Raw genomic sequence first — 22,960 nt, forward strand, 5'->3', positions numbered from 1 at the left:
TTTAAAGATACTGAGGTTCTAAGATGCTAAGATACTAAGTTTTTTTATTGCCACGACCCGAGCGATAGCGAACAGGCGAAGCAATTCACGAATTTAGCTAATTCTTAAATGCTGTTGAAATTAATTTTTTTGCAAAATATTACACGAATTAAAATGCATTTCTTTTTTATTGCAAATTTTTAAGAGAAGCCAAATGTTTGAGTTTAGCCCCGATTACTTCACTAAAAATATATTTTAATTTGTGTTCAGTGAACTTCGTTTGAGGCGATATCCTCGCAGTGGAACGGAGAGATATAGCCGAAAGCGGGAACTTATGTTTATTAAGATGCCAATTGTGATGCTTTAAAATGAGAAAATTTTTCCGCCACGAATTATTTTAATTTTTATTCTGAATGACTATTGGCGTGTTTAGAATATAATTCGTGAAATTTAAAGAAAAGAATAGTTTTAAACAGCATATATAAATTAGAGTAATTCGTGAATTGCTTCGCCTGTTCGCTATCGCTCGAGTCGTGGCGAAAAAAATAATCTGTGACTAAAAAAACAAAACCCCTGAATAGTAATTCAAGGGTTTGTTGGTAGTATGTGTTGTATTTTGTTTGGTTTTTATAGGCTAGGAAGATCTCCTTTTCCTTTAGTAGGCAAGTTTGTAGATCCCATAAGGAATAAATCTACTTCTCTTGCTGCTTCGCGACCTTCTGAAATAGCCCACACGATTAATGATTGTCCTCTTCTCATATCACCTGCAGTGAAAATGTGAGGTACATTTGTCTGATAGTTATGCGCTTTGTAGTTGCTTCTCATATCAGTTTCGATTCCTAATTGTTCGCTTAAAGTTTTCTCCGGACCTGTAAATCCAAGAGCCAATAAAGCTAAATCACAAGGCCAGATTTTCTCAGAACCTTCTTTTTCGATTAATTCAGGACGTTGACCTGGAGTCATTTTCCATTGCACTTCAACTGTTTTTAATCCAGTTAATTCGCCTTTATCGTTAGAAATGAATTCTTTAGTATTGATTAACCAGTTTCTGTCGCAACCTTCTTCGTGAGAAGAAGATGTTTTCAACTGCAACGGCCAGAAAGGCCAAGGAGTTGACTCGCTTCTTCCAACTGGAGGTTTTGGTAAAATCTCAAAGTTAGTTACTGATTTAGCTCCGTGTCTGTTTGAAGTTCCAATACAGTCAGAACCAGTATCTCCACCACCAATAACGATTACATCTTTACCAGTTGCTTTAACCTGATCTGGGATTGATTCTCCAAATAAAACTTTAGTTTGCTGTGTCAAGAAATCCATTGCTTGAACAACGCCTTTGCTTTCGATTCCTTTAGTTGGCAAGCTTCTTCTTTCCGTTGCTCCTCCGCATAAAACGATAGAATCGAATTGGTTTAATTCTTCAACACTGAAATTAACACCAACATTTACGTTGGTTTTGAAAGTGATTCCTTCTGCTTCAAGAATAGCTACACGACGATCAATAATTCCTTTTTCTAATTTGAAATTTGGAATTCCGTAACGTAATAGACCTCCAATTGCGTTGTCTCTTTCAAAAACAGTAACGGTGTGACCCGCTCTGTTTAATTGTTGAGCAGCCGCAAGACCTGCAGGTCCTGAACCAATAACGGCAACTGTTTTTCCAGTTCTTGTTTTTGGTGGCTGTGGTTTAATCCATCCTTCAGCAAAACCTCTTTCGACAATGCTTTTCTCGATGTTTTCGATAGAAACCGGATCTTTGATGATTCCTAATACACATGATTTCTCACATGGAGCAGGGCATAAACGACCTGTAAATTCAGGGAAGTTGTTAGTAGATTGTAAAATCTCTAACGCACTCTGCCATTCTTCCTGATGCACCATGTCGTTGAAGTCAGGAATTAAATTTCCTAATGGACAACCACTGTGGCAAAAAGGAATTCCACAGTCCATACATCTTGATCCTTGTTCTTTTAATTTATCTTTTGGTACCGGAATAGTAAATTCGTTGTAGTTCGAAACACGTTCTGCTACTGCTAAATTACTTTCGTCGGCTCTGTTATATTCTTTAAATCCGCCTATTTTACCCATGACATTTTAATTAAATGTAAATGATCAATTCTAAAGTTCTAATTTTTTTAACCGCAATCCCGATAGCTATCGGGAGCAAAGGCTTTTTGCTTTTTTGAGTGTTTTAAGTTCGCAAAGCTTTGCGGTTAAGTTTTAATCTAAAATCTGAACTCTAAAATCTAAAATCATTTATCCCGCTATTAATTCTTCTATTTTTTTCTCTTCTGCAATTCTTTGTAATGCTTTTTTGTAATCCGTTGGCATTACTTTTACGAAGTGCTGTTGTTGGTTTTCCCAGTCTGCTAAAATTCTTTTTGCTAATGGACTGCTGGTGTACAACGAATGATTTTTGATCAGTTTTCTTAGTTTCGTAAGATCTTCTTCTTCCATTGGATCGAATGCAACCATTTCCATGTTACAAACGGTAGAATCGAATTTCTTATTTGGATCGTAAACATAAGCTACACCACCGCTCATACCAGCTGCGAAGTTTCTTCCTGTTTTTCCTAAAACTACTACTGTACCACCGGTCATGTACTCGCAACCGTGATCTCCAATTCCTTCAACAACTGCTGTTGCTCCAGAATTTCTAACACAGAAACGCTCTCCGGCCATTCCATTAATATAAGCCTCTCCGGTAATAGCTCCGTAAAGGGCAACGTTTCCAATAATGATATTGTCTTCAGGTTTGAAAGTTGCAGTAGGAGGTACTTTTACAATTAATTTTCCTCCAGAAAGACCTTTTCCTAAATAATCATTACAGTTTCCGTGAATTTTAAATGACAATCCGTTTGTTGCAAAAGCACCAAAACTTTGTCCGGCAGAACCTTCAAAATCAACTAAAATAGTGTCATCAGGTAATCCTTGTGCGCCGTAGATTTTTGAGATTTCGTTACTCAAAATCGCACCTACAGAACGGTCTGTATTTTTAATTTTAAAGGTTACTCTTGTTTTCTCTTTTCTATAGATAGACGGAATCGCTTCTTTGATGATATCAAAATCCAATACATTTTCAAGTTGGTGATCTTGAGTAGTTGTATTATGATTTGGCTCTGTTTTCGCTTTTTCCGGTTTGTATAGAATTGATGACAAGTCTAAACCATTTGCTTTATAATGTTTGATGGCTTTGTTCACATTTAATTTTTGTGACTGGCCTACCATTTCTTTTAAAGTTCTGAAACCTAACTGCGCCATGATTTCTCTTAACTCTTCAGCAATAAAATACATGAAGTTGATTACGTGCTCTGGAGTTCCTTTGAAATTTTTTCTCAATTCAGGATCCTGAGTTGCAATACCAACTGGGCAAGTATTTAAGTGACAAGCTCTCATCATGATACATCCAGAAGCTACAAGCGGAGCAGTTGCAAATCCGAATTCTTCAGCTCCTAATAAAGCTGCAATCGCAACGTCACGACCTGTTTTTAACTGTCCGTCACACTCTAAAACTACACGGCTTCTTAAGTCGTTAAGAATCAAAGTTTGTTGTGCTTCAGCTAAACCAAGTTCCCATGGAATACCTGTATGTTGTAAAGATGTTAATGGTGCAGCTCCCGTTCCTCCGTCGTAACCTGAAATTAAGATTACGTCAGCTTTTGCTTTGGCAACACCGGCGGCGATGGTTCCAACTCCAACTTCAGAAACTAATTTTACGTTAATACGAGCTTCACGGTTTGCATTTTTCAAATCGTAAATCAACTGAGATAAATCCTCAATTGAGTAAATATCGTGGTGAGGAGGAGGCGAAATTAAACCTACATAAGGCGTAGAGTTTCTAGTTTCAGCAATCCAAGGCACAACTTTTTCTCCAGGCAACTGTCCACCTTCACCAGGTTTTGCTCCTTGAGCCATTTTGATTTGGATTTCTTTAGCGTTTGTCAAATAGTTGATCGAAACACCAAAACGTCCTGACGCCACTTGCTTAATTGCAGAGTTTCTAGAATCTCCGTTAATTTCTTTTTGGAAACGTTTTGGATCTTCTCCACCTTCTCCAGAGTTACTTTTTCCGCCAATTCTGTTCATGGCAATCGCTAAATTCTCGTGTGCTTCTCTAGAAATAGATCCGTAAGACATTGCACCCGTTTTGAATTTCTTTACAATTTCTGTCCAAGGTTCTACTTCATCAATAGAAATTGGATCTAAATTATTAAATTCAAATAAACCTCTAATTGTCATTAAGTTTGAGCTTTGCTCGTTAACGGCATTAGAGTATTCTTTATAACTTTCTGGGCTGTTTAAACGAACCGCTTGTTGTAATTTAGAAATAGTGGTTGGGTTGAACATGTGTTTTTCGCCACCACGTCTCCATCTGTAAATACCTCCAATTTCAAGAGAAAGCAAGTTTGCAATTTTTGAATTTGGGAAAGCTTTTTGGAAACGTTTTTTAACCTCTTTTTCCACTTCCATTAAACCAATACCTTCAATTCTTGATGGCGTGTAAGGGAAGTATTTAGATGTAAATGTTTTGTTTAATCCTAAAATCTCGAAAATCTGAGCAGCTCTGTACGAATGTAAAGTAGAGATACCAATTTTGTTCATGATTTTTACGATTCCTTTTGCAATCGCTTTGTTGTAGTTTACAACAGCGTAATCCGCTTTTACTTTTGTAATGAAACCTTTTTCAACTTGATCGTGAATGATTTCGTTTACCATGTAAGGGTTGATGGCACTTGCACCGTATCCAAACAATAAAGCAAAATGATGAGGTTCTCTAGGTTCAGCAGATTCGATGATGATTCCGAATTTAGAACGAACCTGTAAAATGTTCAAAGAGTGATGAATATAAGAACAAGCCAATAACATTGGAATTGGAGCTAATTCTTCGCTCACACCTCTATCAGATAAGATAATGATGTTGCATCCTTCTTCAACTGCTTTAAAAGTAGCCTGAACACATTTTTCAAGAGCACGCTCTAAACCGTTAACTCCTTTTTCTATTTTATATAAAGTAGAAATAGTAGCCGATTTGAAATCTGGGTGATCTATATTTCTGATTTTATCCAAATCTTCGTTAGAAACAACTGGGTTTTGGATTTTTAATTTTTTACATTGTTTCGATTCAATTTCGAAAATATTGAAATCTCCGCCAATCGCTAAACTGATATCAGTAATAATTTCTTCACGAATACCATCCAACGGCGGGTTAGTAACCTGAGCAAACAATTGTTTGAAGTAATTGTACAACAATTGAGGCTGATCAGATAAAACAGCTAAAGGCGTGTCATTACCCATAGAACTGATTGCTTCAGCTCCGTCGCTACCCATTGGGTTGATGATCGTTTTTAAATCTTCAATTGTGTAACCAAACAAACGCTGTCTTGTTAAGAAATCTAATTTTTCAACAGGAGTAGGGTTGTTTGTGTAAGGAACACTAGCTAATGGCAATAAGTTTTCGTCAACCCATTGCTGGTAAGGACGTTTTGTAACTATCGCTTTTTTAACTTCTTCGTCTTCGATGATACGACCTTCGTTCATATCAACCAAGAACATTTTTCCTGGCTCTAAACGTCCGTGCTGAATTACATCTTCTGGATCGATATCTAATACACCAATTTCAGATGACATAATTACGAAACCACTCTTAGTTAAAGTATAACGAGAAGGACGCAATCCGTTTCTGTCTAGTAAAGCTCCAATTACGTTTCCATCTGTAAACGGAATAGAAGCAGGGCCATCCCAAGGTTCCATGATACAGGCATTGTACTCATAGAAAGCCCTTTTCTCAGGAGACATAGTTTGGTGTTTTTCCCAAGCTTCAGGAACTACCATCATCATTGCCTCTGGAAGCGAACGGCCAGTCATTAATAAAAGTTCAACCACCATATCCATAGAAGCAGAATCTGATTTTCCTTCTAAGATAATTGGGAATAATTTTTTGATATCATCGCCAAAAACTTTGCTCTGCATAAGCTCTTCACGAGCACGCATACGGCTTACGTTTCCACGAAGTGTATTGATCTCACCATTATGACACATGTATCTAAACGGCTGAGCTAAGTCCCAAGATGGGAATGTATTGGTAGAGAAACGTTGGTGTACAAGTGCTAAACGCGTCACCAAGTCTGGATCTTTCAAATCTATATAATAACGGCTGATGTCTTCCGGCATCAATAGACCTTTATATATTATAGTAGTTGTCGATAAACTAGTAAAATAAAACATGTGGCTTTCAGAGGTTTTAGATCCTCTTACGGCATGTTCAGCAATTTTTCTAGCTGCAAAAAGTTTTGCATTAAATTCTTGTTCAGTTAAATCTTGTCCGTTTTTAGAAACGAAAACTTGTTTAATTGTTGGTTCTTTTTCTGCGGCAATTTCACCTAAATTTTCAACGTCAACTGGCACATCTCTCCAACCTAAAACTTTTAAGTTTTGGTCTTTAATAGTTGCCTCAAATGCATTAATACAAAAAGAAACCTGGTTTTTGCTTTTTGGTAAAAAAACCATTCCTACTGCATACTCACGCGCTTCTGGGATTTCAAAGTCACATACTTTCTTAAAAAAATCATGAGGAATGTCGAATAAAATTCCGGCCCCGTCACCAGTTCTTCCATCAGAACTAACGGCACCACGATGTTCCAATTTAATTAAGATGTCTAATGCTTTGTGAATAATATCATTTGACTTAATACCATTCAAATTACAAATAAATCCTGCACCACAATTGTCGTGTTCAAATTCAGGCAGATAAAGCCCTTGTTCTTTAACTCTCATTCTTGATATTTTTTCTACAAAAATAAAGATTTCGTTAAACATAATGTAGTGAAATTATATATTCGCTTTCATTTTTATAGTAATATTAGAAAAAGGGTTCTTAAATAATAATATTATTAAAGAAAGCATTGCGAATTATCAAAATCATAATTAAGGATAAAATATATTAAGAAAAATCGTCGGTTAGGTCTTGAATCCAGTGAATTTTTTGTTAAATATCAAACGTTTTGCGCAGTTTGTGTTAACATTAACAAATTATTCCGTTAACGATTTGTTTGCTTTGAAAAAATCTCAACGCTCAATACCTACATATAACATTTATTTAATTGAAAAAGATTTTCCTATTAAGTTGTTATTTGTTACTTTTGTCGCACTTTTATTCTGAAATAAATTCAGAACCAGACAAATTCTATATTATGAACATACACGAATATCAAGGAAAAGAAATTTTAGCGAGTTACGGAGTACGCGTACAACGCGGAATTGTGGCTAACAATGCGGTTGAAGCTGTAGCTGCTGCAAAACAATTAACTGCCGAAACTGGTACAGGATGGCATGTAATAAAAGCACAAATTCACGCAGGTGGTCGTGGAAAAGGTGGTGGAGTTAAGCTGGCAAAAAACTTACAACAAGTTGAAGAGTTAGCAGAACAAATCATCGGAATGCAATTGATTACGCCTCAGACTCCGCCAGAAGGTAAAAAAGTAAACAAAATTTTAGTAGCTGAAGATGTTTACTATCCTGGAGAAAGCGAAACTTCTGAATTTTATGTTTCTGTTTTATTGAATAGAGGTACAGGACGCAACATGATCATGTATTCTACTGAAGGAGGAATGGATATCGAAGAAGTTGCTGAGCACACTCCACACTTAATCTTTACTGAAGAAGTTGATCCTTCTGTAGGATTACAAGGTTTCCAAGCAAGAAGAATTGCTTTCAATTTAGGTCTTTCTGGAAATGCTTTCAAAGAAATGGTGAAATTCATCGATGCACTTTACAATGCTTACATTGGTTCTGATGCTTCTATGTTTGAAATCAACCCAGTTTTAAAAACATCTGATAACAAAATCTTAGCTGTTGATGCTAAAGTTAACATCGACGATAACGCTTTATACAGACAACCTAAATATGCTGAAATGAGAGATATCCGTGAGGAGAATCCAATCGAAGTTGAAGCTAAAGAAGTTGGTCTAAACTATGTTGACCTTGACGGTACTGTAGGATGTATGGTAAACGGAGCTGGTCTTGCAATGGCAACTATGGATTTAATTAAATATGCTGGTTTTGAGCCTGCTAACTTCCTTGACGTAGGAGGAACTGCTGACGCAAAACGTGTTGAGACAGCTTTCAGAATTATCTTGAAAGATCCAAACGTAAAAGCTATTTTGATTAACATCTTCGGAGGTATCGTTCGTTGTGACCGTGTTGCTCAAGGTGTTGTTGACGCTTACAAAAACATGGGTGACGCTATTAAAGTGCCAATTATTGTTCGTTTGCAAGGAACAAATGCTGAAATTGCAAAAGAATTAATTGACAATTCTGGTATGCCAATCTTATCTGCAGTTCAATTTCAAGAAGCTGCTGACCAAGTTAAAGCTGCTCTTTCTTAATTAGAAATAAGAAATCAATTTATATTAGAAAATCCATTCCGAGAGGAATGGATTTTTTTTGTTTAACCGCAAAGCACGCAAGGATTTTTACCAAGTATTGTGAGTACAAATGCAAAGTTCGCAAAGCTAAATCAATAAAATTTTGCGAATTCTATTTAAATATAGCCCGTGGTTTCAACCACGGGAACGTTATGTAATGTGTAGATTGTAATATGCATTGTGTCCCGTGGTTGAAACCACTGGCTATATTGAAAAATGGATTACTTGTTATAGTGCAAAGCCATATGTTGAAAATAGCCACGAATTCACAAATTTTATTTTTGATAATCTTTGAAAATAAAATTTGTGAATTCGTGGCAAAAAAACTTTGTGAACTTTGCGTAATCCTTTGCGTGCTTTGCGATTAAAAAAAAATTATTTCAAAACAGTTGCCAAATCTACAATTTCGAATGTAGGATCATGTTCTATAAAGCCTCTAATAATCGCAGCATGACCAGCGCCAACTAAAATCATTATTTTATTATCTGTGCTTTCCGTCAATTTCTGAATTAAAGAATACATATATAAATTTCTTTTGTACCAATTTGAAACTAAAGATGGCCCTGAGAAATCATCTGGATTTCCTGCTCTGTTTGCTATTTCCAAATACCATTGAAGATTTTCATTTTCGGCTTGTTTTGTATTGTAATACAACATCATTTCCTGTAACGAGCTTTTTCTAATTCTTTCGTTATGTTGTTTTTCAAAATTTTGAGTCATCAATTTATTTTTCTCCATTAAGTCCTTTTGGTTTGCTTTTTCCATTGCCATCATTAAACTATCATACGGAAAAGAAGTATAAAGATTCATCCCATATAATTTTTTATGATTCAGTTTCTTAGCAGTGCGAAGTGCTAGTTGTGTTATTTCGTTTTTGTTGGTTTTAAAAAGACTATCGGTGTTTTTGTTGTACAACTTATCTAAATCGGATTGTTTACTAAATTCCCATTCTACAAATATTTTATCAGGCCCAAATTTTTTGATTTTGTCACTCATTGTTTCGAGTTCTTTTTGACTTTTTTCAGACATGATATTGAAATTATTTAGCTGAGCAACATCAAGACCTGGATTTGCATAATGAAAAGTTCCAACCAATAAGATCTGTTTTTTCTTGGTTTGAGCAGAAGTTAAGTTTAATGTAATAATTGCTAGTAATAAAATGATTTTTTGCATGATGTTTTGTTTTAAATTCATGGCAAATGTATCAGCAGATTTTAAGCTTTATTTTCATTTTTGATGAATACTGAATTTCATTTGACTAACTATCAAAATATGGCTTTCAAAATGTTTGTGTAACGTTTTGAGATGTTCATCATTAAAAAAATGAGGTTTCATATAAATACCATTTTCTTTTAAAGTCATAATCGTATTTTTGATCTTACAATTGATTTATATGAAACTTAAAATACCTTTTTACTACCATATTATTCTTTTCCTCGGATTGTTTTTGACCTATTGTCTTTGGGATTACGGAATAAATAACCGAATTGCAATGATACAGCAGACTGAGCTTTATTTATGGGTCATGTCTACCTTTATGTTATCTGTTTTTGTAGTTTATATATTGAACTTCTATACCGTTTGTGATTGGTTTCTGAATAAAAAGAAAATCCACTTTTACTTTTTAAGTATTCCAGTTTCTTTGCTGATTTTTGCAGGTGTGAGATATTTTTTGCAGGAAATAATTATGTTCAAAATTACTGGAGAGCATAATTATTTTGAAGAAACCAGAGAAATAACCTATTATATAAAAGATAATTTTTTTTATGGATTGCCAGCTATCATTCTTAGTGCCTTAAGTTATTTATTCTGGCAATCTCAATACTCTCAGAAACAAAATCAGGAATTGCTTTTGGAGAATAAAAAAGCAGAATTTCAAATGTTGAAAGCACAGGTAAGTCCGCATTTTTTATTTAATACGCTGAATTCGTTTTACAGTCAGTTGGTTTTAAAAGAAGATGAAATGGCGGATGATATTTTGGTGCTTTCTGATTTGCTTCGATATGTAATTACCGAAACGGACAAAGATGAAGCGGTACTTTCAAAAGAAATTCAGTTTATTCAGAACTATATTCATTTACAGAAAAAACGTTTTGAAGATCAGTTGTATCTGGATTTTTCTGTTGAAGGAGAATATTCAAATGAAAGAATACTTTCTTCGGCTTTAATTCATTTTGTGGAGAATGTTTTTAAACATGGAAAATTTAATAATAAAGAAGAAAAAGCTATTATTTCAATTCGAATAAAAGATGATTTTCTAGAAATCTCAACTTTCAATTATTTCATTGAAGGAGAAAATTATTCATCTACAGGAATTGGTTTTGATAATTTGACAAAAAGGTTAGAATACATGTATAAAGACCAATTTATTCTTGAAAAAACAGAAGAAAATAATACCTTTAAAACCTACTTAAAAATACCACTAAAAAAATAATTTATGGCTTTTAAATGCATTATTGTAGATGATGAACCGCCTGCAACTAGAATATTGGAAAATTATATTGGAAAAGTAAATTTTCTTGAAAAAGCTGGAGTCTTTAATGATTCGTTAAAAGCATTAGAATTCTTAAATAAAGAATCTGTTGATGTGATTTTCCTGGATATTCAAATGCCTCAGTTAACGGGTTTACAGCTTTCAAGAATTATTTCGAAGAATATAAAAATCATTTTTACGACAGCTTATCCTGATTTTGCTTTAGAGGGTTTTGAGTTGAATGCAGTAGATTATTTGCTGAAACCCATTTCGTTTGAACGTTTCTATCAAGCTGTTTCAAAATTGAATTCTGAGCCTAAAATAGAAATTTCAAATCAAAGTAATCTGCCTGATTTTCTTTTCGTTAAAACAGACGGAAAAAATAAATTTCAGAAAGTATTTTTGACGGATATTTTATATGTAGAAAGTCTCCAGAATTATGTTTGTATTCACACTTCAAAACAGCAGATTATAACGCATTCATCCTTGAAAAATGTAATTGAATCGCTTCCGGATAATGAGTTTATCCAGATCCATAAATCGTATGTTGTTTCACTAAAACATATCGAATCAACGGATAATTTTTCTGTTTTTATTAATGGAAAAGAACTGCCGATTGGAGCAACGTTTAAAGATGCCTTTTTTGATAAAATTGAAAAGAATAAGATATAGATTTTTTTTACCGCAAAGCACGCAAGGATTTTTATAAAGGATTGTAGCCACAAACGCAAAGTTCGCAAAGCTAAATCGATAAAATTTTACGATTTTTATTTCAGCATAACCCGTGGTTTCAACCACGGGTACACAACGTATATCACGAAATGTATTTCTGGACGTTCCGGCGGTTGAAACCGCGGGCTATATTTCAGAGTCAGATCGTAATTAGAGTCTTTTTAAAACACAAAATTCGCAAAGCTTTGTGAATAAAACTTTGCGAACTTTGCGTAAATCTTAGCGTGCCTTGCGGTTAAATTACTTTTTATTTTTCCCGTTTTTAAAAACCACTTTTTCTACAACAACTGGTTTTCCATTTCCTTTTGGGAATGCTTTCTTTTTAGGCTTTCCAGTTGATGAACCTGATTTTGATGCACTTTGATCGCCTCTATATTTTTCTGAATCTTTTGGCGTGGCTTTAAATTCTGGCCTTTCTTTAGAAGTTTCTTTCTTCGGAATTTCAGCTTTATGCTTTGCTAAAACTTCATTTGGATTTTTAGGATTTTCTTTAGTTCCTCTTAAATGAATTACTAGTCCGTTTAAGAAGTTTCTTAAAACCTGATCGCCGCATTCCATATAATTTGGATGATCTTCGGCTCTAAAAAAAGCACCCAATTCTGATTTTGAAATTCTGAAATCTACTAATTCTAAAATTTCAACTATTTGGTCATCACGGAGCATCAAAGCCACGCGAAGTTTTTTAAGTATATCGTTATTTGTCATTGTTTATTTTTTACAAAGGTACGGTTTATTTTTTAGCCACGAATTCACGAATTATTTTTGATAATCTTTTGAGAATAAAAAAAATGTGAACTTGTAGCTAATTTTTATTTAAAACGCTAACTAATTTATCCAAATCTTCTTTTAAATGATTGGCAGTAACAACAATTCGATTTAATGGTTCAGCTTCTTTTTTGTATCTAAAGCTGGCAATAATGATTTTTTCCTGTTTTAGTTTTTCAACTAACTCATTGGATAATAAATAAATCAGTGGATAAGTTTTATCAAATTTTACATTGCCGTCTTTAACTAAAATCGAATCAATGTAATTTAAATTATCGAGCAGTTTTTGATGTTGCATATTATAAATTGCTGAAGCATCAGAAAGTGTTTGCACAAAAGCAGGATTCATTCCAGCAGCGCTCGTAAAAGTTTCCAGTTCTTTTATTTGATTAATGAATTCTAAATCTCCTGCAATAACGCCGCCGGTTAATCCAAAAGCTTTTCCTAATGAAGAAACCATTATTTTTCTTTTTAGAGGAAATGAAATTGATGAGTAGATTCCACAGCCATTTTTATTAGTAATTCCTAACGAATGTGATTCATCAATTACTAAAGTAATTTCTTTGCTTTTTGAAATGTTTTTTAAAAAAGATAAATCGGCAGGTTTTGTTTCAAAAGAAGGAACACCGTCGGTTAAAATTGTTATTCTTTCAGTTTTTGAGTCTAATAAACGATTATTTAAATTTCCATTTAAGAATACAGGAAGACTATTTTCAGTTTGAATAGCGTTGTGCGTATCGTTCAAATGAAAAAAACAATCGGTTTGTTTTTTCATTAAATCAACAACCAATTTTCCAGCAAGCATTCCAGAAGAAACAGTAACAGTGCTTTCTGAGCTAATATGAGAAGCTAAAAAGCTTTCGCCTGCATCATAAGCGGTTAATTGGATATTCGCAGTTCTTGAGCTTCCGTAAGTAGTTCCCCATTTTAAAATGTTTTGAACGACTAAATTCTGAAATGATGCATTTGTTGGAAGTCCCAAATAGGCAGTTCCGCCAAAATACAAATACTGTTCTTGGTCAATTTCAATAATGCGATCGGGAAATTTATCGACTTTCATTTTTATAAAAGTGTAACTCCTGTTCCGTTTAAATCAGAATAGCTGACAACGCCATCTTTTATGGTTACTCCGGTTGCAATATCTTCTGCTAAAAGAAGTGCTCCATCCATATCGACATAATCGAGTTGAGGGAGCAAATGTGCAATGGCAGAAATTCCAACAGTCGATTCTGTCATACAGCCCACCATTGTTCTTAATCCTAGTTTTTTAGCTTCTTCAATCATGCGTTTTCCGGGAGTTAAACCACCACATTTAACTAATTTTACATTTACACCATGAAAATGATTATGACATTTTTGAACATCTTCTTCAATAATACAGCTTTCATCTGCAATGACAGGAAGAACAGAATGTTTGAAGACTTCTTTGTGACCTTCCCAATTATCTGCTTTCATAGGTTGTTCTAAGAATTCAACACCTAGTTTTTTTAGTTCAACTGCGTTGTTTATTGTTTCTTCAACACTCCAGCCACAGTTCGCATCGATTCTAAAAACGGCATTGGTGTGTTTACGAAGTTCTTTTACAATTTCAATATCTTCTTTGGTTCCTAATTTTATCTTATAAATCGGCCAAGGAAGTTCCTGCATTTTAGAAACCATTTTATCTATAGAAGCAATTCCGATTGTATAATCCGTCATCGGATTTTTTTCGGTTGTGTAATTCCACAATTCGTAAAGTTTTTTGCCTTTTTTGCGAGCATACAAATCATTATAAGCCAAATCTAAAGCGCACAAAGCAAACATATCATCTTGTAAATACGGATGCATTTTGTCCCAAAATATTTCTGGAGTTTCATTTTCTATACTTTCAATAACACTTCTGATTTTTTCTAAATCCTGCATCATCATTGGAACTGTAATGTTGTAATACGGATTTGAAGTCGCTTCTCCAAAACCAGAAAAACCTTCGCTTTGTAATTCCACAATTAAAGAAGGCTGAAAATCTATAGATTCTCTTGAAATGGTAAAAGTATGTTTGAGTTTGAGATTGTATTCTCTTAAAATTAGTTTCATTTTTATAGAAGTATTTTTTATTCGTTAATTAATAACCCAGCCAAAGCAACGCTTCAACAAAATGATCGCGCCAAAGTTTTTCGTTATGTTCTCCGCCTTTTACAATTTTAGTTTTATCAAGATGAAGGCAATAACAGCGTTTGGTGTCTAATAAACGTTTCATCTTGTTTAAATCGTTTACCATATCGTCACTTTCTTTATCGCCACACAGGAAATAGATTTTAGTCTTAATTTTAGGCTGTTTTTCTGTAAAAGTATAAATCTCGGGAGAAAACCAAAAAGAAGGCGAAAAAACACCCGCTTTTCCAAAAACTTCAGGATATTTTAAAGCACCATAATAAGAAACTAATCCGCCCAGAGAACTTCCAAAAAGAATGGTGTTTTTGGCTTTTGTTTTGGTTCTGTAGTTTTTGTCAATATAAGGTTTGAGTATTTTTACAATGAATTCTAAATAATTATCGGCATTTCCTCCGCCGTATTTTTCATTTTTAAAAGGAGTCAATTCGTCAATTCGTTTTTCATTTCCATGTTCGATTCCTACAATAATTACAGGAGCTTTCAAACTGTCTAATTTTTCGTCAACATTCCATTCGCCAGAAAAAGAAGTTTTGGCATCAAACAAATTTTGAGCATCATGCATGTAAATAACGCTGTACTTTTTTCGAATGTTTTTAGAATAATTTTCGGGAAGGTAAACCCATATTTTTTTTGAAGTATTTAATTGAGGCGCTTCAATTGTAAAAGTAGATACATTTTTTGAAGCAGTGTTTTGTGCTTTGCCAATAAGAGTAAATAGAAGTAAAACTGCCAAGAAAATCCTCTTCATTATCCGTGTTTTGTATTTTTATTTAAAAGCAATATTTTAGCTAAAAATAATAAATTGATGAATACAGAAGCAGAAAAAAGAAGTTTACTTTTAGAAATGATTACGCTCGCCACTGTAGATGGACATTTGCATAAACGAGAGCTTGAATTTTTAAGAATTGTCGCTGTTGAGTTGAATATCACAGAAGAAGAATTTCAGGATTTATTTCATCAAGAGGCAAAGTCACTTCCGATACCGTCTGAGATACAACGCATCAATCAATTTTACAGGCTGGCTTTACTAATGCATTGCGACGGTATTTTGCACGAAAGAGAATTTCAAACCATTCAGCAGATTGCTTTACAGATGGGATTAAATATGTCTGCTGTAAAACGAGTTTTAGAAATGATGAAAAAAGCTCCGAACACAGTAATTAATCCAATTGTATTAATGGAAATTTTTCAGGAACAGCACAATTAAGCAAGCTGTTCCTGTAGTTTTTTGATTTCGTCACGAAGTTTAGCAGCTTGTAAGAAGTCTAATTCTTTAGCAGCTTTTTCCATTGTTTTACGCTTTTCGCGAATCATTTTCTCCAATTCGGCTTTAGATAAATAAGCTGTTTCAGGTTCTGCCGCCACAGGAATTGGATGGCCTAATTCATATTCCACCAAAGGATTTTTCGTAAAGGCACTGTCGATTTTTTTGTTTAAAGCCTGAGGAGTTATATTGTTTTGAACATTGAAATTAATCTGTTTGGTTCTTCGGTATTCGGTTTCGTCAATAGTACGCTGCATACTTGCCGTAATTTTATCAGCATACATAATTGCTTTACCATTTAAGTTTCTTGCCGCACGTCCGATAGTCTGTGTTAAAGATCTGTGATTTCTCAAGAAACCTTCTTTATCCGCATCTAAAATCGCAACAAGAGAAACTTCAGGTAAATCCAAGCCTTCACGAAGTAGGTTCACTCCAATTAAAACATCAAAAAGACCTTTTCTTAAATCCTGCATGATTTCAATTCTTTCCAAAGTATCCACTTCAGAATGTATATAACGGCATCGAATATTTACTTTTGTCAAGTATTTAGCCAATTCTTCTGCCATTCTTTTAGTTAAAGTGGTTACCAAAACTCTTTCGTCCAATTCGCAACGAACCTGAATTTCTTCAATCAGATCATCAATCTGATTTAAACTTGGTCTCACTTCAATAACGGGGTCTAACAAGCCAGTTGGACGAATAATCTGTTCGACATAAACACCGTCTGTCTTTTGCAATTCATAATCAGCTGGAGTTGCAGAAACGTAGATTACCTGATTTTGCAAAGCTTCAAACTCTTCAAATTTTAAAGGTCTGTTGTCCATTGCGGCAGGTAAACGGAAACCATATTCCACAAGATTTTCTTTACGACTGCGATCGCCTCCGTACATAGCATGAACTTGAGAAACCGTTACGTGACTTTCGTCAATAATCATTAAATAATCACTTGGAAAATAATCTAATAAGCAGAAAGGTCTTGTTCCAGCTTCACGTCCGTCAAGGTAGCGCGAGTAATTTTCAATTCCAGAACAATAGCCTAGTTCGCGAATCATTTCTAAGTCAAAATTGGTTCTTTCTTCCAGACGTTTCGCTTCGAGATGTTTTCCTATTTCTTTAAAATAATCTACTTGTTTGACCAAATCCTGTTGAATCTGCCAAATAGCACCTTGTAAAACTTCAGGAGAAGTTACAAACATATTGGCAGGGTAAATAGTCAATCTTTGAAATTTCTCTATTACCTGTGATGTTTTTGCATCAAACGCTTCGATCTCTTCAATTTCATCTCCAAAAAAGTGAATTCTGTATGCATCGTCAGCATAGCTTGGATAAACTTCTACAGTATCTCCTTTTATTCTAAAAGTTCCCGGATTAAAATCGGCTTCAGTTCTGGCATATAAACTCTGCACTAAACTGTGTAACAATTTAGTTCTGGAAATAACCTGATCTCTTTTAATTTCGATTACGTTTTTCTGGAATTCAACGGGGTTTCCAATACCATACAAACAAGAAACAGAGGCTACGACCAAAACATCACGACGTCCCGAAAGTAGGGAAGATGTGGTGCTTAAACGCATTTTTTCTAATTCTTCATTGATAGACAAATCTTTTTCAATGAAAACTCCTGTCACAGGCATAAAAGCTTCTGGCTGGTAATAGTCGTAATAAGAAACGAAGTATTCAACCGCATTATTAGGGAAAAACTGTTTGAATTCAGAGTACAACTGTGCCGCCAAAGTTTTGTTATGAGCCAAAACTAAAGTCGGTCTTTGTACTTCTTGTATCACATTGGCAACCGTAAATGTTTTTCCGGAACCTGTAACTCCTAATAAAGTTTGATATTTTTCTCCGTCGACTACGCCTTGCGCCAATTTTTGTATGGCTTGAGGCTGATCTCCTTTTGGACTGTATTCTGAAGTTACGTGGAAATTCATTTGTTGCTGATGAAAATTAGGTTTGTAAAGATACGAAGTTTGTACGCTAATCTAAAAAATTAATAACGGCATCATTAATGATTTTAGGCTGGTCGATTGTTAAAAAATGTCCAGCATCTTTTACTGTTTTGGTTTTACAATTGACCAGATATTTTTGTGCTCTTTCTAAACTTTCTTCCGAATTAATTACATCTTTATCTCCAATTAAAACCAAAACTGGATTTGTAATGGATTCTAATTCTTTTTGAGAAAAAGGCATCATTTTAAGCATGCTTGAATTCGATTTTGAATATTTATTGGCTAAATAAAACTGTCTTTTATAAATAACACTAATGTTTTCCGGATGTGTAGAAAAAGTCTTTAATGTTTTTCCGAATTTCTTTTCACTTGGAAAAAGTTTCAGCATTAAAGCCGAAGTCGTTTTTCCGACTTGATCAATAAATTTAAAAGTCTGCGCCGGACTTAATAAAACGATTTTATCAATAGAATTTGGTTTTTGAGTTGCTAATAATGTAGCAATCCAGCCACCTCTTGAAGCACCAATAATATCAAATTTCTTTAATTTATAGTGATCAAAAACTTCATTGTAAAAAGCAAGAATATCTTTTGATGAAAGTGGTTTTGCTGTTAAATTGGATTTGTTGGGTTCCATTATAAAATCAATGGCATAGACCCGATGATTTTTGGTAAAAGCTTTAATATTTGGATACCACATCGTAGAGCTGGCGTCCATTCCGTGGAGTAAAACCAGATCTTTTCCATTTTTAGGGCCAGCAATAATAACATGTGCTGTTCCAAAAGTTGTCTTTACATCTTCTTCTGTATAAGGAATATTCCAAAGTTTTAGGGCTTTGTCGTAGGCAGTTTGGTATTTCTGTTCTTCGCTTTTGGTTTTAAAAACATAATCTTCAAATTTTACTTTTTTAGAAGCACAACTTGTGATTAAAAATAATACGATAATTAGTCTGGAATATTGTTTTAACATAGTAATAAAAATCTGTTTTAAGCTTAAAGTTACGATTATCGTAAGCAGAAAACGTATCAGAATTTTATTTTAAAATATCATAATTTTAAGATTTTTCGTTTTTGGAAGTCAGATAATAAATCTGTACAAAAGCTAAAGTGGCATTTGGAATAATTACCGGCCAAAGCCATTGATGGAAATCTCGATAATCGTTTAGAAAGATGCCATAAATAACAAAGCAGATACAGCCAAACATATTAATAAATCGGATTGTTCTAAGGTTTTTCAATAAGAAACCTCCAACAATAAAAACAGATGCGAGATAACCAATGTATTCTGCCATAATCTTGATTTTAAATAGTTTACAATAAATGTAGCAAAAGCTAATAATAAAATCAAGGTTTTGTTTTGGAAATCAATAGTATACGTTTTTTAGAGTAATGAATGAGAATGGAATTTTTAGAAACGCTACTAAATTATTTTTTCTTCCATTGTTCAATTTTATCTTTGATTTCAGAATGTGAATAAGATTTTCCTTTTTTTATATCTTTTTCGGCAGAATTTAGATCGATATTATATTGATCTAAATCGTTGATTTTAGTATTGGTTAGGTTTTTTAAAACCCAAGACTTTTGTTCAGTAATACTTAAAAAACTCCAAGCCACAATACGACTCGTTTTTTGTCCCTGCGACATTTCGATTGTTTTTACCGAAAGAGCATTTACTTTTTGCAACGTTTTATAAATAGATGAAAGATTTTCTTTTTTAGAAACCAAAGTCGTAAACCATAAAACCTGTGAAGTGTATTTGACACTTTCGTAAATCATTTGGGTTATAAAGCCGATTTCGCCGCCATTGCACCATAATTCGGCATTTTGACCACCAAAGTTTAAAACAGGATTGATGTTTCTTTTTTCTTTCGGATTAAGATTAGAAACTTTTCGAGAAGTGCTTTTGTTCGTTTCTTCGGCTGAAGCATGAAAAGGCGGATTGCACATCGTGAAAGCAAAACGATCTTCGGGTGTGATAATATTTTTAAAAATAAATCTCGATTCTGTCTGCTGTTGTAAACTTATTGAATCTATGAGTTTTGGATTGGCTTCGATAATTTTACTGCAATTTTCAATCGCTTTTTGATCAATATCGGTTCCAACAAAACTCCAGTTGTAAATCGAATTTCCTAATATCGGATAGATTAAATTAGCACCTGTTCCGATGTCTAGACCTAAAACATGAGGCGTTGCAGGAATTTGATTGTTGTTGCTTTGTGCTAATAAATCGGCTATATAATGAATATAATCTGCTCGTCCAGGAATTGGCGGGCAAAGATAATTTTTAGGAATATCCCAGTTTTCAATTCCGTAATACGTTTGAAGTAAAGCTTTATTCAAAGTTTTTACGGCAAGCGGATTACTAAAATCAACCGTTTCAATTCCGTGTTTATTGACAGAAACAAAAGCTTTTAATTCAGGACAATTAGAAATAAGTAATTCAAAATCATAACGCGAACGATGAAGATTTCTTGGGTGTAAATTGTCTTTTTGTGAACTGTTTTCTGCTTTCATTTCTATTGATTTCCGTGCAAAGATAGGTATTCCTTTTCTTAGAAAATTATATTATGAAAACGATTGCCCTAGCCCTGATGGAAGCGGCATCCTTTTTCTGGCTTCTTTAGCCAGGAAAAGATATAGCGGACAGCAGGAAATAGCTGCTAATCAAAACACTCCATTAATAGTAAATCACCATTTGTATGTGAAATAGTTACAATTCCATCTTTTTCTACAGAGTTGCTGCTTCCGGTTCTATAACCCATTGTAAGCGTGTCATTGTTTAATTCGTATTTTAAATTATGAGAATAAATTCCGTTTACCACGCCAATTGGAATTAATGAAATTGGAGTTTTGGCGGTATACCATTTTTCAAATTTGGAAGGTAAAAGAAATATTTTAGAATGATCGTCGAGAATTACAATCTTTAATAAATTGCGGTATCGAACAATATTGGTAAGATTTGTAATCGTATGATCGGCACGTTTTCCAGTTGCCCAAACTACATTTACGGCTGGAATTTTTCTTTCAATTAAATAATCAAAAGCTTTTTCTAAATCGGTTTTGTCTTGGTCTGGTGTGTGAACGATTTCGATTGGAAATTGCGATGTTTTATAGATTTCTGGATCAAAGCCACGATCAAAATCGCCCAAAAGAACATCGACTTTTATGCCTAATTCAATCACTCTTTCAATAGCCGAATCTAAAACTACAACCAAAGGCGACCACTCCAACAATTGTCCTAATAATTCAGGGTCACATGCGGCTCCGTTGGCAATTATTAAGGCAGGTTCCTGATCGTCTCGGACTATATGATGTGATGACATAAAAGTATTTTTGAATGTGGTGCAAAGGTAAGGTTTACAATTTTAGATTTCAGATTTTAGAATTTAGATTTTTTTGAGAATCTTTAAACTCAGAAATCCAAAAGTCTTCTGTGGTAATTAATTTGCCCTAAATGATAAGCCAAATGAGTAGCAAGATGAACGAGAAAAAATCCAGTTGTCATTTCTTTTTCAAAAACAATCTGAGGATAAATTGATTCTAAATCTGCTTCTGTTAAAGTATCTAGGGCATTATTTACTACAATGATTGTGTCTTCGATTTTCTGGATTAATTCTGATCTTGGAATATCTTTTAAAGAAAATTCTAAAGGACGATTTCTAATATATCCTGTTTTTCCAATTTCTGCTCCAATATAAGTATTTAGGTTTCCCATTAAATGAAGACAGAGATTTCCTGCTGAATTGGATATGTTTTTATCGATAATCCAAATAGAGTTCTCATTTTCATAAGATTCAATTTCGAATTTTAGTTTATCCAAATCTCGATTGAAAAGTATTTTTAAGGTATGAATTAGCATATTTTTTTAGCTGTAAATTAAGAAGAATATTTGGAGCAGAAAATCAATTTCTGTTTTTTATTGGAATCCATACTTCTTCTTCCGAATTAGGATCATCTTTTTTGTATTTTTCATCCATTACGGCAAAATGGGGTCTTTCATCTACCACATATTCTGAATTTGGAAGCCATTCTGCAAAAATATGATGATACGTTTTATGAGCTTCGGTTGCAGGTCCCAAATGAAGAAAAACAGCGTATAAACCAGTTGGAATAGTTAAAGTTTTCATTTCTTCGGGGATATTTTCAAAATCAGAAACCTCTACAGCTGCCCATTTTTCAAAACTTTCGTTAGGATCAAAATTGTCAAAATGATTTTCGTTATAAACTTCTAAAGAATATAAATTAGCATTTGTGGCATTTTTTATTTCTTTTCTTTTTGGCATAAAACCGTTCCATAATTGAAACGTTTTATTTTCGATAAAAGACATTTCAATAGAGTGGCCGATAAGCTTTTTTTCGGCTAAGGTTTTGATAAGTGGCTGTATCATTATTTTATAGTATATTTTTGTGAATGGGTTTCGCTAAGGGAAAAATAACCTAAAGGGTAATTATCCTTGTTTGTTGTATTGATAATATTTCCTCTTACGGTGGCAGGAGGCGACTGAAATGGACCGCCGACATTTGTTCCAGCAATACTTACGAGAATGTTCATATAATTGTAGTATTGTTTAGAAATCCCATAATGCGTTACTTCAATTTCGTCGCCTGCTTTTAATTCATCATCGTCGACACTGCTGTACGTTTCATTTCCTTGATAAAATTTGTCTTCTGAGACATAAAAATTGGCAGTTACTTTGCTGGAATAAAAATATTTAAACATATAATAATTTTCTTCGTCACCAGGATCTGTAAAATAAGATCTTATTTCGATGTCTTTTCCGGTAAAACCGCCATCATTTTTTTGTTCTACTCTTGTGATTGGAGTGACTGATTTTAGGGTTTCTGTTGCTGTGTAAGTGTTGCCATCATTTATAACCGTTAGCGTGTATTGCTCGTTAAGTGCTGGCCTGAAATTGCTGCAAACATAACGGCCAGATTTGTTAAGTTCAGCAAAATTAAACTTTTGGTTTCTGCTGTTTCTGATATACACTTCAGCTCCCGAAACTATGGGGATCAAACTATCAAAATAACCCGTTGTTGTGGTTAATTTTATAACCTGCTGTCTGCCAGTTGAACCTTTTTCCCAGTTTATAGAAGCTTCAATTACCAATTTTGGAGAAGCGGTATCTAAATCGACATCAACAACATCTTCACAGCTTGTCGAGGTGAGAGAGACAAAAAATGCGATTAAAAAAACTAATTTTTTCATGCGTATATTTTTAGTGCCTAAATT

General features: G+C 33.9%; 19 protein-coding genes. 4 read left to right on the forward strand and 15 right to left on the reverse strand.

All coding sequences use genetic code 11. The features are described 5' to 3' along the window. Positions 1 to 606: 606 nt before the first annotated feature. The gene (locus P2W65_RS11775; RefSeq protein ID WP_289665762.1) at positions 607 to 2,061 is read right to left on the reverse strand and encodes a glutamate synthase subunit beta; all 1,455 of its coding nucleotides are present in this window, start codon (positions 2,059 to 2,061) and stop codon (positions 607 to 609) included. A 168-nt stretch (positions 2,062 to 2,229) separates the two neighbouring features. Continuing rightward, positions 2,230 to 6,747, reverse strand: coding sequence for a glutamate synthase large subunit (gltB, locus tag P2W65_RS11780; protein WP_289665764.1), 4,518 nt, complete (start codon positions 6,745 to 6,747; stop codon positions 2,230 to 2,232). Between the two features lie 416 nt (positions 6,748 to 7,163). On the opposite strand from gltB, the gene sucC reads away from it, so the two are divergent. Next, complete coding sequence (gene sucC / locus P2W65_RS11785) at positions 7,164 to 8,357, forward strand: ADP-forming succinate--CoA ligase subunit beta (RefSeq protein WP_179006863.1); 1,194 nt, start codon at positions 7,164 to 7,166, stop codon at positions 8,355 to 8,357. 414 nt (positions 8,358 to 8,771) lie between these two features. On the opposite strand, the gene P2W65_RS11790 is transcribed toward sucC, so the two are convergent. Further along, positions 8,772 to 9,569 carry a DUF5694 domain-containing protein gene (locus tag P2W65_RS11790; RefSeq protein WP_289665766.1) on the reverse strand — a complete coding sequence of 266 codons (798 nt, stop codon included), beginning with the start codon at positions 9,567 to 9,569 and terminating at the stop codon, positions 8,772 to 8,774. Positions 9,570 to 9,789: 220 nt separating this feature from the next. On the opposite strand from P2W65_RS11790, the gene P2W65_RS11795 reads away from it, so the two are divergent. Both P2W65_RS11795 and P2W65_RS11800 read left to right on the forward strand, forming a co-directional pair. Further along, complete coding sequence (locus tag P2W65_RS11795; protein ID WP_289665768.1) at positions 9,790 to 10,830, forward strand: sensor histidine kinase; 1,041 nt, start codon at positions 9,790 to 9,792, stop codon at positions 10,828 to 10,830. A gap of 3 nt (positions 10,831 to 10,833) precedes the next feature. Next, a complete protein-coding gene (locus tag P2W65_RS11800) occupies positions 10,834 to 11,541 on the forward strand; it encodes a LytR/AlgR family response regulator transcription factor (RefSeq protein ID WP_289665769.1) in 708 nt (235 codons plus the stop codon). A 300-nt stretch (positions 11,542 to 11,841) separates the two neighbouring features. On the opposite strand, the gene P2W65_RS11805 is transcribed toward P2W65_RS11800, so the two are convergent. The 4 genes from P2W65_RS11805 to P2W65_RS11820 all read right to left on the reverse strand — a co-directional run bounded on the left by P2W65_RS11805 (position 11,842) and on the right by P2W65_RS11820 (position 15,265). Continuing rightward, positions 11,842 to 12,306: a DUF1456 family protein gene (locus P2W65_RS11805; protein WP_289665771.1), complete on the reverse strand. Its 465-nt coding sequence runs from the start codon at positions 12,304 to 12,306 to the stop codon at positions 11,842 to 11,844. Positions 12,307 to 12,403: 97 nt separating this feature from the next. Beyond that, positions 12,404 to 13,426 (reverse strand): aminotransferase class I/II-fold pyridoxal phosphate-dependent enzyme, encoded by a 1,023-nt coding sequence (locus P2W65_RS11810; protein WP_289665772.1) that lies wholly within the window; start codon positions 13,424 to 13,426, stop codon positions 12,404 to 12,406. Between the two features lie 2 nt (positions 13,427 to 13,428). Beyond that, positions 13,429 to 14,439 (reverse strand): dipeptide epimerase, encoded by a 1,011-nt coding sequence (locus tag P2W65_RS11815; protein ID WP_289665773.1) that lies wholly within the window; start codon positions 14,437 to 14,439, stop codon positions 13,429 to 13,431. 28 nt (positions 14,440 to 14,467) lie between these two features. Then, positions 14,468 to 15,265, reverse strand: coding sequence for an alpha/beta hydrolase (locus P2W65_RS11820; RefSeq protein ID WP_289665775.1), 798 nt, complete (start codon positions 15,263 to 15,265; stop codon positions 14,468 to 14,470). 57 nt (positions 15,266 to 15,322) lie between these two features. Between P2W65_RS11820 and P2W65_RS11825 the strand changes: the two genes are divergently transcribed. Then, on the forward strand, positions 15,323 to 15,724 hold the full coding sequence (locus P2W65_RS11825; protein ID WP_289665777.1) for a TerB family tellurite resistance protein: 402 nt from the start codon (positions 15,323 to 15,325) through the stop codon (positions 15,722 to 15,724). Here P2W65_RS11825 and uvrB read toward each other — a convergent pair. The 8 genes from uvrB to P2W65_RS11865 form a co-directional block, all read right to left on the reverse strand. After that, a complete protein-coding gene (uvrB, locus tag P2W65_RS11830; RefSeq protein WP_179006882.1) occupies positions 15,721 to 17,712 on the reverse strand; it encodes an excinuclease ABC subunit UvrB in 1,992 nt (663 codons plus the stop codon). The genes P2W65_RS11825 and uvrB overlap by 4 nt on opposite strands. A gap of 46 nt (positions 17,713 to 17,758) precedes the next feature. Then, complete coding sequence (locus tag P2W65_RS11835) at positions 17,759 to 18,697, reverse strand: alpha/beta fold hydrolase (RefSeq protein WP_289665779.1); 939 nt, start codon at positions 18,695 to 18,697, stop codon at positions 17,759 to 17,761. 85 nt (positions 18,698 to 18,782) lie between these two features. Continuing rightward, positions 18,783 to 19,019: a uroporphyrinogen decarboxylase gene (locus P2W65_RS11840; protein ID WP_289665780.1), complete on the reverse strand. Its 237-nt coding sequence runs from the start codon at positions 19,017 to 19,019 to the stop codon at positions 18,783 to 18,785. A 133-nt stretch (positions 19,020 to 19,152) separates the two neighbouring features. Further along, the gene (rlmF, locus tag P2W65_RS11845; protein ID WP_289665781.1) at positions 19,153 to 20,241 is read right to left on the reverse strand and encodes a 23S rRNA (adenine(1618)-N(6))-methyltransferase RlmF; all 1,089 of its coding nucleotides are present in this window, start codon (positions 20,239 to 20,241) and stop codon (positions 19,153 to 19,155) included. A gap of 146 nt (positions 20,242 to 20,387) precedes the next feature. Beyond that, a complete protein-coding gene (locus P2W65_RS11850; protein WP_289665782.1) occupies positions 20,388 to 21,050 on the reverse strand; it encodes a thiamine diphosphokinase in 663 nt (220 codons plus the stop codon). An 89-nt stretch (positions 21,051 to 21,139) separates the two neighbouring features. Then, entirely contained in the window at positions 21,140 to 21,586 is a 447-nt protein-coding gene (locus P2W65_RS11855) for a DinB family protein (protein ID WP_289665783.1), read from the reverse strand. A 43-nt stretch (positions 21,587 to 21,629) separates the two neighbouring features. Next, positions 21,630 to 22,115, reverse strand: coding sequence for a GyrI-like domain-containing protein (locus P2W65_RS11860; protein ID WP_353511554.1), 486 nt, complete (start codon positions 22,113 to 22,115; stop codon positions 21,630 to 21,632). Continuing rightward, complete coding sequence (locus P2W65_RS11865; RefSeq protein ID WP_289665784.1) at positions 22,115 to 22,936, reverse strand: DUF4249 domain-containing protein; 822 nt, start codon at positions 22,934 to 22,936, stop codon at positions 22,115 to 22,117. Before P2W65_RS11865 ends, P2W65_RS11860 begins: the two co-directional genes overlap by 1 nt. Positions 22,937 to 22,960 lie beyond the last annotated feature (24 nt).

It is taken from the genome of Flavobacterium panacagri (assembly GCF_030378165.1).
In the GTDB taxonomy this organism is placed as follows: Bacteria; Bacteroidota; Bacteroidia; order Flavobacteriales; family Flavobacteriaceae; genus Flavobacterium; species Flavobacterium panacagri.

Excerpts from the sequence above, each read along its gene's own strand:
- P2W65_RS11790 (WP_289665766.1), bottom strand. The coding sequence starts at position 9,569 with ATGCAAAAAATCATTTTATTACTAGCAATTATTACATTAAACTTAACT.
- P2W65_RS11795 (WP_289665768.1), top strand. The coding sequence starts at position 9,790 with ATGAAACTTAAAATACCTTTTTACTACCATATTATTCTTTTCCTCGGA.
- P2W65_RS11800 (WP_289665769.1), top strand. The coding sequence starts at position 10,834 with ATGGCTTTTAAATGCATTATTGTAGATGATGAACCGCCTGCAACTAGA.
- P2W65_RS11835 (WP_289665779.1), bottom strand. The coding sequence starts at position 18,697 with ATGTTAAAACAATATTCCAGACTAATTATCGTATTATTTTTAATCACA.
- P2W65_RS11810 (WP_289665772.1), bottom strand. The coding sequence starts at position 13,426 with ATGAAAGTCGATAAATTTCCCGATCGCATTATTGAAATTGACCAAGAA.
- gltB (WP_289665764.1), bottom strand. The coding sequence starts at position 6,747 with ATGAGAGTTAAAGAACAAGGGCTTTATCTGCCTGAATTTGAACACGAC.
- P2W65_RS11805 (WP_289665771.1), bottom strand. The coding sequence starts at position 12,306 with ATGACAAATAACGATATACTTAAAAAACTTCGCGTGGCTTTGATGCTC.
- P2W65_RS11820 (WP_289665775.1), bottom strand. The coding sequence starts at position 15,265 with ATGAAGAGGATTTTCTTGGCAGTTTTACTTCTATTTACTCTTATTGGC.
- P2W65_RS11815 (WP_289665773.1), bottom strand. The coding sequence starts at position 14,439 with ATGAAACTAATTTTAAGAGAATACAATCTCAAACTCAAACATACTTTT.
- uvrB (WP_179006882.1), bottom strand. The coding sequence starts at position 17,712 with ATGAATTTCCACGTAACTTCAGAATACAGTCCAAAAGGAGATCAGCCT.
- P2W65_RS11855 (WP_289665783.1), bottom strand. The coding sequence starts at position 21,586 with ATGCTAATTCATACCTTAAAAATACTTTTCAATCGAGATTTGGATAAA.
- P2W65_RS11865 (WP_289665784.1), bottom strand. The coding sequence starts at position 22,936 with ATGAAAAAATTAGTTTTTTTAATCGCATTTTTTGTCTCTCTCACCTCG.
- P2W65_RS11775 (WP_289665762.1), bottom strand. The coding sequence starts at position 2,061 with ATGGGTAAAATAGGCGGATTTAAAGAATATAACAGAGCCGACGAAAGT.
- P2W65_RS11825 (WP_289665777.1), top strand. The coding sequence starts at position 15,323 with ATGAATACAGAAGCAGAAAAAAGAAGTTTACTTTTAGAAATGATTACG.
- P2W65_RS11860 (WP_353511554.1), bottom strand. The coding sequence starts at position 22,115 with ATGATACAGCCACTTATCAAAACCTTAGCCGAAAAAAAGCTTATCGGC.
- rlmF (WP_289665781.1), bottom strand. The coding sequence starts at position 20,241 with ATGAAAGCAGAAAACAGTTCACAAAAAGACAATTTACACCCAAGAAAT.
- P2W65_RS11850 (WP_289665782.1), bottom strand. The coding sequence starts at position 21,050 with ATGTCATCACATCATATAGTCCGAGACGATCAGGAACCTGCCTTAATA.
- sucC (WP_179006863.1), top strand. The coding sequence starts at position 7,164 with ATGAACATACACGAATATCAAGGAAAAGAAATTTTAGCGAGTTACGGA.
- P2W65_RS11840 (WP_289665780.1), bottom strand. The coding sequence starts at position 19,019 with ATGGCAGAATACATTGGTTATCTCGCATCTGTTTTTATTGTTGGAGGT.